This window comes from Gemmatimonas sp., assembly GCF_036405635.1.
Classification (GTDB): Bacteria; Gemmatimonadota; Gemmatimonadetes; order Gemmatimonadales; family Gemmatimonadaceae; genus Gemmatimonas.
Genome location: NZ_DASWXE010000087.1, coordinates 1 through 12,882, shown reverse-complemented (window position 1 = coordinate 12,882; position 12,882 = coordinate 1). Strand labels below are relative to the sequence as shown.

Annotated in this window: 11 protein-coding genes; 4 read left to right on the top strand and 7 right to left on the bottom strand. The window is 64.9% G+C overall.

Annotated features, from left to right (window positions below):
- On the bottom strand, positions 1 to 799 hold a 799-nt coding region (locus tag VGE27_RS07360), incomplete at its 3' end, for an amidohydrolase family protein (protein WP_331048997.1).
- A 37-nt stretch (positions 800 to 836) separates the two neighbouring features.
- Positions 837 to 1,856, bottom strand: a complete 1,020-nt coding sequence (locus tag VGE27_RS07355; RefSeq protein ID WP_331048996.1) for an ornithine cyclodeaminase family protein — start codon at positions 1,854 to 1,856, stop codon at positions 837 to 839.
- Positions 1,857 to 1,896: 40 nt separating this feature from the next.
- Between VGE27_RS07355 and VGE27_RS07350 the strand changes: the two genes are divergently transcribed.
- Complete coding sequence (locus tag VGE27_RS07350; RefSeq protein WP_331048995.1) at positions 1,897 to 3,084, top strand: FAD-binding oxidoreductase; 1,188 nt, start codon at positions 1,897 to 1,899, stop codon at positions 3,082 to 3,084.
- Between the two features lie 186 nt (positions 3,085 to 3,270).
- On the opposite strand, the gene VGE27_RS07345 is transcribed toward VGE27_RS07350, so the two are convergent.
- Entirely contained in the window at positions 3,271 to 4,674 is a 1,404-nt protein-coding gene (locus tag VGE27_RS07345; RefSeq protein ID WP_331048994.1) for an MFS transporter, read from the bottom strand.
- 64 nt (positions 4,675 to 4,738) lie between these two features.
- On the opposite strand from VGE27_RS07345, the gene VGE27_RS07340 reads away from it, so the two are divergent.
- Complete coding sequence (locus VGE27_RS07340) at positions 4,739 to 5,326, top strand: rhomboid family intramembrane serine protease (protein ID WP_331048993.1); 588 nt, start codon at positions 4,739 to 4,741, stop codon at positions 5,324 to 5,326.
- A gap of 30 nt (positions 5,327 to 5,356) precedes the next feature.
- Here the strand turns inward: VGE27_RS07340 and VGE27_RS07335 are convergent, their stop codons facing one another.
- A complete protein-coding gene (locus tag VGE27_RS07335) occupies positions 5,357 to 6,856 on the bottom strand; it encodes an HDOD domain-containing protein (RefSeq protein ID WP_331048992.1) in 1,500 nt (499 codons plus the stop codon).
- 114 nt (positions 6,857 to 6,970) lie between these two features.
- Between VGE27_RS07335 and VGE27_RS07330 the strand changes: the two genes are divergently transcribed.
- The gene (locus VGE27_RS07330) at positions 6,971 to 7,354 is read left to right on the top strand and encodes a Rid family detoxifying hydrolase (protein WP_331048991.1); all 384 of its coding nucleotides are present in this window, start codon (positions 6,971 to 6,973) and stop codon (positions 7,352 to 7,354) included.
- 118 nt (positions 7,355 to 7,472) lie between these two features.
- Here VGE27_RS07330 and VGE27_RS07325 read toward each other — a convergent pair whose 3' ends face one another.
- Complete coding sequence (locus VGE27_RS07325; protein WP_331048990.1) at positions 7,473 to 10,859, bottom strand: WD40/YVTN/BNR-like repeat-containing protein; 3,387 nt, start codon at positions 10,857 to 10,859, stop codon at positions 7,473 to 7,475.
- A 144-nt stretch (positions 10,860 to 11,003) separates the two neighbouring features.
- On the opposite strand from VGE27_RS07325, the gene VGE27_RS07320 reads away from it, so the two are divergent.
- On the top strand, positions 11,004 to 11,636 hold the full coding sequence (locus VGE27_RS07320) for a (4Fe-4S)-binding protein (RefSeq protein WP_331048989.1): 633 nt from the start codon (positions 11,004 to 11,006) through the stop codon (positions 11,634 to 11,636).
- Positions 11,637 to 11,778: 142 nt separating this feature from the next.
- Here VGE27_RS07320 and msrA read toward each other — a convergent pair whose 3' ends face one another.
- On the bottom strand, positions 11,779 to 12,300 hold the full coding sequence (gene msrA / locus VGE27_RS07315; RefSeq protein ID WP_331048988.1) for a peptide-methionine (S)-S-oxide reductase MsrA: 522 nt from the start codon (positions 12,298 to 12,300) through the stop codon (positions 11,779 to 11,781).
- Entirely contained in the window at positions 12,293 to 12,784 is a 492-nt protein-coding gene (gene msrB, locus VGE27_RS07310) for a peptide-methionine (R)-S-oxide reductase MsrB (protein WP_331048987.1), read from the bottom strand. Before msrB ends, msrA begins: the two co-directional genes overlap by 8 nt.
- Positions 12,785 to 12,882: the final 98 nt, after the last annotated feature.

The window sequence follows — 12,882 nt, the reverse complement described above, 5'->3', positions numbered from 1 at the left end:
CGAGTGTCTTGATGTGGCCGATGTTGGTGGTGAGCCCCGATTCACAACCGATGCGAATGGACTCCTGCACCGAGGCGAAGAGTCCTATGGTGTACGAGCTCTCGTCGCGCTGGTGCGTGTCGTATACGCCGCCGAATGGACGCGCTGCCGACACCACGGCCAGCACTTCGTCGGTGCTCGAGTACGACTGCGGCGCGTAGAACAGTCCCGAGCCCACACCGTACGCGCCTTCTTCCATCCCCTTCACCACGAGGGCGCGCATGGCCGCGATCTGCTCCGGCGTGGCGGGCGCCGACGAGTTGTTCATCACGCGGCCGCGTACGGTGCCAAAGCCGACGAGTGCGTAGGTGTTGGTACCAAGTCCCGCCCGCTCGGATGAATCGAGGGCGCTGCGCACATCGATGGGGCCGCGTCCGTCGGCGCCGAGCACCACCGTGGTGACACCCTGCATGAGCGAGGACGCGTTCTGACGCGCTGTGGCGTTGAGGCGCGGCAGTCCTTCGTAGGCGTGTGTGTGTGGATCGATGAAGCCGGGCGCGACGATCAGGCCCGCGGCGTCGATGCGCTGACGTGCGACAAGCCCGCGCGGTACCGCGCCGACGAACTGAATGCGATCCCCGCGCAATCCGACGGCCACCGAGCGGGCTGCCGATCCGGTGCCATCGTACACCTGTCCGCCGGTGATGAGCACATCGACGGTGTCCGCTGAGGTTTGTGCCTGCGCCGTCGTGCTGAACGAGGCGGTCAGTCCGAAGACAAGAGAGGCGATGGTGCAGGCCACGCGGCGTCGCGAAGTCATGAGCACGGAGACCGGAACGGAGACGTGTGAGGAGCGACTATTGAGAAGCGAGGCGGTCGAACACCAGCGACGCGGCGGCGAGGTCTTCCAGCGCGTGTCCCACCGACTTGAACATCGTGATGTCATCGGCGTGCCGGCGCCCAGGGTGCACACCCTGCAGCACTTCGCGCAGGTCAGCCTGCAGATGATCGCGCGCGATCGTGCCATTGGCGAGAGGCTGGAGCACATCGCCGGCTTCGCGGAGAGCGGCCGCATAGTCGTCCACCACCAGCACGGCTCGGAGCACGGCTTCGTCATCCACTTCGCGCATGGCCGGCGTGAACGCGCCCACGAGGTCGATGTGGGTGCCGGGAGTGAGCCACGCACCGCGCACGACGGGCTCGCTGGCCGTGGTGGCGCAGCTGATGATCTGCGCCTCGCTGCAGCCCTGCTCGAGTGAATCGATGGCCTGCACCGTGATCGTGCTGCCGGCGTCCAGCCATTCGGCACCCAGCCATTCGGCGCGCAATGTGTCGGCGAGCTGTTCAGCCGATTCGCGGCGGCGTCCCCACACCAGTACACGCCGCAATGTGGGGCGCAGCGCCACATGCGCCCGTGCCATCCAGGCAGCGAGGCGGCCGGTGCCCACCACCAGCAACGTGTCGGCATCAGGCCGGGCCAGCGCCCGGGCTGCCACCGCTGATGTGGCCGCGGTGCGCCGCACAGTGAGCGATTCACCATCGAGCAGCAGGCGCGGCGCGCCGGTGAGCCGGTCGAGCAGCAGATAGCTGGCGTCCACGGTGTGTCCGCCGTGTTTTGCCGCCTCGGGCAATACCGTCACCAGCTTGATGCCGATGTGCTGCGCGTTCCAGGCGGGCATGAGCAGCAACACGTCATTGGCCGGCTCGGACGCACCGGGCGCCATCAGCGCATGGGCATGCCGCGTAGGCACCGCCGGCGGTGCGAGAAAGGCCTCGGTGAGCGCGGCCGCCAACGCGTCCCAATTCAGCAGCGCGTGGATCTGGTCAGCCGTGCATTGTGGCAGCAGCTTGCGATCGGCAGAGAAGTCGTGAGCCATGGACAGGGATTCTACATCCACATCAGCGAGAGGCGACGGGATGGAGCGTGTGGTTATTGTCGGCGGTGGGGTAATGGGCTCGGCGGTTGCGTGGTTCCTGGCCCACGATCATGGAATACGCGCCACGGTGCTGGAACGCGATGCCTCGTATACCTGGGCTTCGAGCGCACGTTCGGCCTGCGCCATCCGGCAACAGTTCTCCACTGCGATCAATATCCGCGTCTCGCAATCGAGTCTCGCGTTCTATCGGGCAATCGGGGAGGCGCTCAAGGTGGGCGACGACCGGCCTTCGATCGGCCTGGTGGAGCCGGGCTACCTGTATCTCTCTGCCACCGCCGCGGGCGCGTCGCTGCTGCGCGAGCAGCACGCGCTGCAAGCCACACACGATGTGCATACGGCCCTGCTGGACGCAGGTGCCCTCGGTGACCGGTTCCCGTGGCTACACACCGACGATGTAGTGCTGGGATCGCTCGGACTTTCCACCGCAACGAGTGGTGAAGGCTGGTTCGATGGCTATGCGGCGATGCAGGCCTTTCGCACAGCGGCGGTGGCGGCCGGCGCGGAGTTCATCGAAGCCGATGTGACGGGCTTCGCATCTGCGACCGACGAGGGTCACGTGCGTTCGGTGACCTGTGCGGATGGCCGGGTGTTCGAGGCAGATGACGTGGTGATCGCTGCAGGGGCGTGGTCTGGACACGTCACGTCATTGCTTGGCACGCCACTGCCGGTGTTTGCACGCAAGCGCGATGTGTTCGCGTTTGAAGCCGATGTCTCTCTGCCAGATGCGCCGCTGCTCATCGATCCGTCGGGTGTGTGGTTTCGGCCTGAGCAGGAGCGGGGACGCTTTCTCTGCGGTGCCCCGCCGCGCGTGGACGACAACGATGTGCCGCTCGAGCGGGTGGACCATGCGCTGTTCGATGAATTCATCTGGCCCGCGCTGGCGCACCGCGTGCCGGCCTTCGACGCATTGCGCGTGACGGCGTCGTGGGCGGGCTACTACGAGATGAACGACTTCGACCACAATGGCCTGGTGGGTCGCATGCCATCATTTGGCAATGTGTACGCGGCCTGCGGGTTCTCGGGCCATGGACTGCAGCAGGCGCCGGCGGTTGGCCAGGGACTGGCTGAACTGATCGCGACCGGGGCCTATCGCTCCATCGACCTGGCACCGTTCGGGATCGAGCGCATTGCGAAAGGGCAGCCGTTGCTCGAGCGGAATGTCATTTGACGGAGAGGTCAGACAACAGATTCGCCACGGATGAACGCGGAAGAGTGCGGAAACCACACGGATACTGCAGGTGCGCCGCTATTCACTACAAAACACCCTCTGTCACTCAGAGCAAATGTTTGAACTGAAAGCGGTTCGATCCGTGTAGTTTCCGCACTCTTCCGCGTTCATCCGTGGCAAGACTGTCTATCTGACCTCTGCCCCTGCCCCCACTTGCATGGGCTTGGCGACGACGAGCGTCACCGCCATGCCGAGCAGCGCGAGCGCGCCGAGCGCGAGAAAGGCGCCGGTCGTTCCCCCGGTGGCAGCGCGCACGCGGCCAATGAGATCGGGGCCGAAGTGTCCACCGAGATTGCCGATGCTGTTGATCCAGGCAATCCCGGCCGCCGCCGCAGAGCGCTGCAGGAACGACGTGGGCAATGACCAGAACGTGCCGAAGAACGCGAGCACACCACTCGCCACCAGCGCGAGGCCAATCAGCGAGGGAATGATCGCGTGTCCAACCAGTGACAACGTCGCGTGCCCCAAAGCCGTGACAGCGAGCGCGCCAGCGACATGCCACCGCCGTTCGCCGGTGCGATCGGAGTTCTGCCCCGCCCATACCATGGTCAGACCAGCAACACCCCACGGAATCATCGACAGCAGCCCCACCTGCAGATAGGCCGTGCGATCGATGCCGAGCTCCTGGATGAGTGTCGGCATCCAGAAGTTCACGCCGTACAACGACACCGTGCCGGCGAAGTACACGAACGCCAGGGCCCACACACGCCCATCTGTCATGGCCGCCTTCACCGTGGACGGGCCATGTCCACCGCTCACCTGCTCACGCCCGACCGCCTGCGTCGCACGCGCCTCATGATCGGCGGCCAGCCGACGTTCCACGGCTTCACGATCCTGCTCTGACAACCACTTTGCCTGACGCGGCCCATCCGGCAACCAGCGCAGCACCGCTACGCCCATGAACACCGACGGAATGCCCTCCAGCACGAACAGCCAGCGCCAACCACTCCACGCGCCTGAGCCGTCGAACACGTCCATGATGAGCCCCGACAGTGGTCCACCAATCACGTTGGCAAACGCGATGGCCGTCATGAACCACGCCACTGTGCGTGCACGCCGTGCGGCCGGGAACCAGTACGTGAGATAGAGAATGATGCCCGGGAAGAAGCCCGCTTCGGCAACACCAAGCAGCAGGCGCAGCGCGTAGAAACCGAAAACATCAGGCGCCACGCCGAACATGGCGGGCAGCGGTCCCCACGGAATGCGGTCGACGAACGCAAACAGACTGGAGATGAGCCCCCAGCTGATCATGATGCGCGCAATCCAGCGCCGCGCGCCCACGCGTTCGAGCAGCAGGTTGCTCGGCACCTCGAACAGGAAGTAGCCGAGGAAAAAGATGCCGGCGCCAAAGCCATAGATCGCGTCCGACCATTGCAGCTCGGCCGCCATCTGCAGCTTGGCAAAACCGACGTTCACCCGGTCGAGATAGGCGACGATGTAGCAGAGGAAGAGCAGCGGCAGCAGCCGGCGGGCGATGCGCGAGAACAGCGCATCATCGTCGGACTGCACGGCGGGGCGGTTGGGCATCATGGTTCGAAGATACGCCCCGGGCCGACACATCGCCGGGCATTGTGGGATCGCCTACTATTCACGCATGGCCAGGCCACCTGTCGCCCGCACGGCGCGCAATGTCACGCAGTCGCTCAAGACCCAGGTCTCGACGCTCGGCACCACGCTGGGTGCGTTCTGGATCACGTTTGTCGTGAACGGCATGCTGGGCGGTGCGCTGAACCAGTTCGGCATCGTGCCGCGCACGGTGAGCGGACTGCGTGGCATCCTGTTCGGCCCGTTCCTGCACGGCAACCTGCAGCATCTGGTGGCCAACACCATTCCCTTTCTTGCACTGGGATGGATGGTGATGCTGCGCGATGCGCGCCACTTCCTGCCGGTCACACTGTTTTCGATGCTGGGCGCCGGCCTGTTCGCGTGGACGCTGGGGGCACCGGGCTCGGTGCACATCGGCGCGAGTGGCGTGATCTTCGGCTATCTGGGCTTTCTGCTACTGGCCGGTGTGTATTCGCGCAGTGTGGCGAGCATTCTGCTGAGCCTCGTGACGGCCGCACTATGGGGTGGCCTTGTGCTTGGCATCGCTCCAGGTCAACCGGGGATCAGTTGGCAGGCGCACCTGGGTGGATTCATTGGCGGCATTCTGGCGGCGCGAGCATTTCGGAAGAGCCGTTAGTCAGGGCAGCGGACTTCCAATACGGCTTCTCTACACGCTGCGTCGTCTCCCGATGGCATCCACCACGAGGTCAGCAATCGCCTTGGTGTATCGCACCGTCGCACGATCGGGGATTTCTTCCCCGCCCAGACGATCGCAGTATACACATCCCACGATCTTGCCGAGCACAACCAGCGGGAACACGCCGAACTGGGTGAGTCCCATGGACTGTGCCCAGCGCACTTCCGGCGTGGTGAAGCCACGATCCGCCGGCAGATACACGGCCTGTCGCTGCTGCGTGATGGAAACAATGGGACCGCCACGCACCGACACGATGAAGTCGAACTGCGCGATCAGTGCCTCGACTCCTTCGCCCAATCCCGTGCGCGCGATGAGTCGCTGGCGATCAGGGGTGAAGAGACAGGCCAGCGCACGACCATAGGGGCCGCCGCGCATCACGGCTTCGAGCGCGAGCAACAGCACCTCGCCCACACTCGCCCCCGACGCCACGTCCACCTTCTCTTCGAGTTCCTGTCGCAGTCGCACGCGCAATGCGGCCACATCCACGGTGCCGGTTTCGGTGGGCGTGTCCTCATCGCGGGCGGTCACGCTTTCGCCCAGTGCGCCGCGTGCCGCGCTGGTGAGCTGGCGGAACCGCATGCGATCGGTGGCGATCTGGGGGTTCACAAACAGCTCGCGTGTTTCCTCGAGTGCATCCGTCACGATGCCACCGATCTGTTCACGCGTGAGCTTCACTTTGGCGCCGTGCTGCTCGATCACCGCTTCCACGGCCAGTGGAATGTCGGACGCATCGGCGTCGAGTCGGTACAGCGCATGCGTCAGGTCGTGGCTGAACGAGGTGATGGCCGCACCCACCGATGCCGATGCGGCAGCACGGGCGCGGATGCCCTGCACCACCGTGTCGGGCATGCCCCAGTGCCGAGAGACTTCCACACCGAGATCGGCAAACGGAAAGCCAAGCACCTGACGTGTGGCGGCCGTCTCGCTGCGCGTGCCGTCGGCCATCAGTTCGCGGATGCGGGCGTAGTCCTCGGGGAAATGACCGGCGACCAGCACTTCACCAAGATTGCGGAACATGCCGCAGAGGTGCGCTTCCTCGGGGTCCTGCTGCAGGCGTGCGGCGGCGGCTCTGGCGTGATTTGCCGTGAGCAGCGACAGCAGCATGAGCTCCTTGAGCTCGGGTGACTTGCGCGCGTAGTTCTCGAACAACATGAGACTGCTGGCGAGCTGCCGCACCGTGCGCGCGCCCAGCATCATCATGGCGTGGGTGGCGCTCTGAATGGGGCGGGCACCGCGCCGATAGTGCACACTGTTGGCGGTGCGCACGACCGCCAGCGTCAGGCTGTACTCACGCAGCACCACATTGGCGAGACGCTGCAGCGAATGCGCATCGTCATCGAGCCCCGACAGGGTATCGATGATCTGCTTGGACAGCGCCGGAAAGTCCGAGCCTTCGAGAATACGCGCCAGGCGTTGCCTGACGGGCATCGGATCGTTCGCGGTATCGGTGGGGTCGAGCGGGGACATCATGGATAGTATCGGCTGGTGCATACGGTATTATCCATGGGACGTGCGCCGCAACAGTCCCATCAAATGCGGCCGTCGTCGCCCACCGCGGTTCCTTCCTCCACCATCCCCGCTTCCATGCCACGTTCCACTGCCTTCAGCGCACGCGGCCCCCAGGCCATCGGCCCATACTCCCACGCCACCTGGGCCGGCGATCTGCTGTACTGCTCCGGCCAGACGCCGATCGACCCGGCCACAGGAAAGCTCATCGACGGTGACGTCGGCGCGCAGACCAACCGGGTCTTCGACAACCTGCAGGCGGTGGTGGAAGACGCAGGCCTGACGATGGACGATGTGGTCAAGTGCAATGTGTACCTGACGGACATGGCCAACTTTGCGGCGATGAACGCGGTGTACGGCACGCGATTCTCGGCGCCGTTCCCGTCGCGCACGACGGTGGCGGTGGCGGGGTTGCCGCTCGGTGCGTCGGTCGAGATCGAGCTGATCGCGAAGAAGGGGTAACGCGGGACCTGCTGGCACCGCGAAACGGCGATGTCAGAGAGAAGGGGGAACCGGGAAGCTGGTGAGCGCTTTGCCACTTCCCGATCCCCCTCTCCCTGACGTCGCTTTCTATCGCATCCTACAAGCCTGCGCCCATCGTCACACCGGCGCTTGCCAGCATCGCGCGCATACGCTGTGTGCGTGGAGTGAAGGCATCCGCTTCCTTGAGCGCCGCCTGCAGCGCCTCACGCGCCGCCCGCGATTGACCACGCAACGCCTCGCTCGGCACTTCCCACACGGCCAGCACGTTGGTCTTCGTCGTGGCCACCCGGCCAAGCACATTGGCCTCGTTGGCCGCCGCCGCAGCCGCGCCACCACCACCAGGGCCACCGGCAGCCGGCGCGCCCACGCCGAACTTGGCGCGCAGGGCATCGAAGTCGCGGCGGAATGCCGTGAACTGCGTCTTCACGCTGTCCGGCACCGAAGGCAGTGAATCGAGCTTTGCAGCCGCCCGACTCACTTCCGTCATCAGTGTGGTCAACGACGCCACGGTGGTCATCGCATTCTGCTGCGCCGTGTGCAGCTCCATGGCCGCCGCATCGTACGCCGTGCGTTGTTCGGCTGTGAGTTGGACCTGTGGATCCATCACCAGCGTGAGCGGCTTGCTGTCCACTTCCTTGCCGTCCACGAGCAAGGCGACCGTGTACCGACCGGGCTTCACCATTGGACCAGCAAATGACGCGGTGCCAAATCGCGGTGGGGCACTGGCACACACGTTCTCGGCTTCGTAGCCAATGGGCGGCAGCGGCTCCGGATATCCCGGAATCGGACGACGTGGCGGCGTGGTGTTGGCCGGACCTCCCGGTGCGCCCTGGCCACCAGGGCCTGCCGGAGTCGGATTCATTTCACGCACCGGCTCCACACGCTGATCCCAGCACACCGTCTGAATGCCCACCGCATTCCGGTTGGTCGGCACCGGAAGCTCCCGCACCAACGCCCCCTTGGCATCACTGATGCGCAGCACGGGATTGGTCACCGGCTGGCGGAAGTGCAGCTGCAACACGGCATCGGTGGGCGGGTTTTCGCCCGTGAAGAACTGGTGTCCCCAGAACTCGTCGTTGCGATCATCTTTGCTCTTCCACTGCAGCGTGATGCCGGGTGTGAACAGTGTCGCGTCCTTCTGTTGTGCTGCCGCAAACTCCTGGATGGGCTCGAGGTGATCGAGCACCCAGAGTGCGCGCCCGTGCGTGGCCACCAGCAGCGCATTGTCGCGCGGATGAATGGTCAACTCGTCCACGCGCACGGTGGGCATGTTACCGCGCAGACGACGCCACGTGGTGCCGCGATCAATGGACAGGAAGATGCCCGTCTCGGTGCCCACATACAGCACATCGGGATTGCGCGTGTCCTCGGTGAGCGTGCGCACCACCTCGCCGGACAATGTCGCCGCCAGCGTGCGGAAGGTGATGCCGAAGTCGTTGCTCACCCAGATATGCGGCTGGTAGTCGTTCTGCCGATGATTGTCGACGGTCACGTACACCGTGCCCTCATCGAAGCGGCTGGGCACCACTTCCGACACGAACGCATGTCCAGCAGGGAAACCGGGCATGTTCTTCGTGATGTTCTTCCACGTCTTGCCATCATCGCGCGTGACACTCACGGTGCCATCATCAGTACCCGTGTAGAACACGCCGCGCTGCTTCGGCGACTCGGCCATCGCCACAATGGACGGCCACTGCGAGATGCCGTCGTTGCGGGAGATGGTGATGTCACGTCCCCGCTGACCCATGGTGGTGATGGTGTCGCGCGAGGCGTTCTGCGTGAGGTCGGGGCTGATCGCTTCCCACGAATCACCACGGTTGCGACTGCGGAACACCTTGTTGGCGGCTGCGAGCAGCGTGCCCGGATCATGCGGCGAGAACATCAACGGCGTGTCCCAATGAAAGCGATACGCTTCGCGCGGCGTGGCATTGGTCACGTTGAGCGCGGTGGGGCGGATGGACCGCGACTCACCCGTGATCTTGTTGCGTCGGATGATGTTGCCGTCCTGCGACTCGGTGTAGATGATGCGCGAGTCGCGCTGGTCGGGAATGGCCACAAAGCCGTCGCCGCCGAGGATCTGGAACCAGTCGTGGTTGAAGATGCCGCGGTTGTGGCGTGAGGCGCTGGGTCCGCACCAGTTGTAGTTGTCCTGCATGCCGCCGCAGATGTTGTACGGCCATTCCATGTCGAAGCTCACATGGTAGAACAGCCCCACCGGCAGGTTGGGGATGAACTGCCATGTTTTCGCGAGATCGTACGACACCGCGAGCCCGCCGTCATTGCCGGTGAGCACGTGATCCGGATTCTTCGGGTTGATCCAGATGGCGTGGATGTCATCGTGCGTGACCAATGCCGCATCGGTCTCGAAGGTCTTGCCGCCATCGAGCGAGAGATGCAGCCCCACGCCACCCATGTAGATGCGATCGGCGTTGGTGGGGTCGACGCGGATCTGACTGAAATACATCGGCCGCGCGTTGGTGCTGCTCGTCTTCGTCCACGTGCTGCCCCCATCGTCGCTACGATAGGTACCGGTCACCGTTGCCGTGGGCGGTGTGGGTGCGACCGGAGCCGCCGGTGCGCCTTCTGCGCCAGCCGGACGACCCGGTGCCGAGGGGCCTTCGACCGTGGCATACACGACGCGCGGTGATGAGCGCGACACGTCCATGGAGATGCGACCGAGGGTGCCTTCCGGAAATCCACCGCCGGTCACCTTGGTCCACGTCTCACCGCCGTTGACGCTCTTGTACAGCGCACTGCCCGGACCACCGCCATTCATGCAGCACGCCGTGCGTCGCCGCTGGTACATGCTGGCGTACAGCACATCGGGATTGTCGGCCTGCATCGCGATGTCGTTGGCACCGGTGTCATCATCACCGGCGAGTACGCGCGTCCAGTTCTTGCCACCATCGGTGGTCTTGTAGACACCGCGATCACCACCGGGTCCGAACAACGGACCGGTGGCCGCCACCCACACGATGTCCTCGTTGCGCGGGTGGATGAGAATGCGATTGATGTGCTTCGAGTTGGGCAGCCCCATCAGCGCGAACGTGCGTCCGCCGTTGGTGCTCTTGTAGATGCCACCGCCCCACGAGGTGCTCTGGCGGTTGTTGGACTCACCGGCGCCCACCCAGACGAGATCAGCATTGCGCTGCGAGACTTCCACGTCGCCGATGGCGATGAGGCCTTCGGTCTGAAACTGCGGCGTGAACGTGGTGCCGTTGTTGACGGTCTTCCACACACCACCGTGAGCGGTGCCGACGTAGTAGACGGCCGGGTTGGCCTCGTACACGGCCACATCGGAGATGCGACCCGACATGGTGGCCGGCCCGATCGACCGGAAGTGCAGTTTGTCGAAGGCGTTTCCGGCGGCCGGACTGGCCGGTGGACTGGTGGCCGGTGCCTGGCCGTGCAGCTCGGGGAGGGCGAGCGCGGTCAGCACCAGCGGTATGCCCCAGAAGGCACGCTGGTGGAACGGTGTGAACATGGGCGGGATTCGAAGCAGGGGTGGGACCTCACGCACAAGGACACGGCCGAATACGGTTGCCGGGCCATTGACGCCTCAGCTAACGTGGCGAGGAAGCGCCCCATCGTCCATTCGCGATTCATTTCACGCCGGCCGGATTCCGTCATGCACATCGAACACGACAGCGACGCCTTTCGCCTGAGCATGCCGGTGGCCGCCTCGCCGCACGACGCCTGGCTGCTGCTCACCTCGCCCAAAGGCATCGCCAAGTGGTGGGGCCCGCAGGTCTCGCTCGACCCCGCACCGGGCGGCGCCCTGCGGGAGGTATGGCAGGACGGCGATCGTGAGGTGACGACATCAGGCACGGTCACACAGCACGAGCCTGATCAGGCCATCGAATTCACCTGGTCAGACGACGACTGGGACGCCAGCACGACCGTGCGCTGGTCGTGCGAGCCCACCTCGGAAGGGGTGGTGCTGCACCTCGAGCACAGGGGATGGCAGTCATTGCCGGCCGAACGCCGCGACGCGTTGCGTCAGGCGCATGTGGACGGCTGGTCGAAGCACCTCGAGCGCTTCGCCGCACTGCACACGCTCACCCGCGCCTATCCGGCAGAGGCATTGACCGTGGAGTGGCGCGAAGGGCGCTGTGCGCACAGCGGCAACTGCGTGCGGGCGCTGGGCGTGGTGTTCAACCCGAAGCGCAAGCCGTGGATCGATACGTCGACGGCGAGCGACGAGGAGATCCGGGCGGCGGTGGCGAAGTGCCCGAGCGGGGCGCTGGCGATCGTCGAGTAAGAGTTTCGGGTCGCGGGGGGACGGGTTTGGGGGTGAACTACCGGGTCATGGGTCACGAGACTCGTGTCCCGGGACTCGAAACTCGGCAGTTCACCCCCAAACCCGCTCCCCCGTTACCCGTTACCCGTTACCGCCCACCGCCCTATCGCATGAAGTGGCAGGTATACCCACCAGGATTCTTCTGCAGATAGTCCTGATGGTACCCCTCCGCACTCCACCACTTCGCTTCAGGCACGATCTCGGTCACGATGGGCTTTGACCAGAGACCGCTCTGCTGCACCTGCGCCTTCACCTGCTCGGCCGTCTCGCGCTGCGCTTCACTCGTGTAGAAGATCGCGCTGCGGTACTGCGTGCCGATGTCCCCGCCCTGCCGGTTGAGCGTGGTCGGGTCGTGCATGCGGAAGAACCAGTTCTCCAGCAAGGACGCGTAGCTCAACACCGTGGGGTCGAAGACCACGCGGATGCTCTCCGCGTGGCCGCTCTTGCTGTCGTGCGTGTCGTGATACGTGGGATTCTCGAGCCATCCGCCCGTGTAACCCACGTCGGTGTCGAGTACGCCGGGGATGTCGCGAATCAGCGCCTCCATGCCCCAGAAGCAGCCGCCCGCGATGATCGCCACCTCCTGCGAGGGCACCACCGATGGCACCGTGCCGGCATCAGCCATGCGAACCGCCACCGGTGAAGAGCGACGCGTATTCGCCGTAGCCCTCCGCTTCGAGGTCGGCCACGGGAATGAACCGCAGTGACGCCGAGTTGATGCAGTAACGCATGCCCCCCTCGCTGCGCGGGCCGTCGGGGAAGACGTGACCCAGGTGCGAATCGCCGTGCTTGGAGCGCACTTCCACGCGGCGCATGCCGTAGGCGTTGTCGGCATGCTCCGTGACATTCGGGGCGACGGGCCGCGTGAAACTGGGCCAGCCGGTGCCCGAGTCGAACTTGTGAATCGAAGCGAACAGCGGTTCACCGCTCACCACGTCGACATACAGGCCGTCTTCGTGGTTGTCCCAGTAGGCGTTACGAAACGGCGGTTCGGTGCCGCACTGCTGCGTGACCGTGAACTGCTCGGGCGTCAGGGTGCGCTCGAGCTCCTCCGCCGAAGGCTTGGTGTAGCCGTTGGTATTGCTGGTGCTATTGCTGGTGTTGTCCATAGTCCTTCTTGTAGCCGGAAAGGTCAGCGACAGTTCCCGTTGATCGACGGTCCGATGTACTTGGAGATCTCGAACACGAACGGCTCGGTGCCCTCCAT

Bases quoted from the DNA above. Each gene is read 5' to 3' on its own strand.
- VGE27_RS07335 (WP_331048992.1), bottom strand. From the start codon at position 6,856: ATGATGTCCCCGCTCGACCCCACCGATACCGCGAACGATCCGATGCCC.
- VGE27_RS07350 (WP_331048995.1), top strand. From the start codon at position 1,897: ATGGAGCGTGTGGTTATTGTCGGCGGTGGGGTAATGGGCTCGGCGGTT.
- VGE27_RS07340 (WP_331048993.1), top strand. From the start codon at position 4,739: ATGGCCAGGCCACCTGTCGCCCGCACGGCGCGCAATGTCACGCAGTCG.
- VGE27_RS07355 (WP_331048996.1), bottom strand. From the start codon at position 1,856: ATGGCTCACGACTTCTCTGCCGATCGCAAGCTGCTGCCACAATGCACG.
- VGE27_RS07320 (WP_331048989.1), top strand. From the start codon at position 11,004: ATGCACATCGAACACGACAGCGACGCCTTTCGCCTGAGCATGCCGGTG.
- VGE27_RS07325 (WP_331048990.1), bottom strand. From the start codon at position 10,859: ATGTTCACACCGTTCCACCAGCGTGCCTTCTGGGGCATACCGCTGGTG.
- VGE27_RS07345 (WP_331048994.1), bottom strand. From the start codon at position 4,674: ATGATGCCCAACCGCCCCGCCGTGCAGTCCGACGATGATGCGCTGTTC.
- VGE27_RS07330 (WP_331048991.1), top strand. From the start codon at position 6,971: ATGCCACGTTCCACTGCCTTCAGCGCACGCGGCCCCCAGGCCATCGGC.
- msrA (WP_331048988.1), bottom strand. From the start codon at position 12,300: ATGGCTGATGCCGGCACGGTGCCATCGGTGGTGCCCTCGCAGGAGGTG.
- msrB (WP_331048987.1), bottom strand. From the start codon at position 12,784: ATGGACAACACCAGCAATAGCACCAGCAATACCAACGGCTACACCAAG.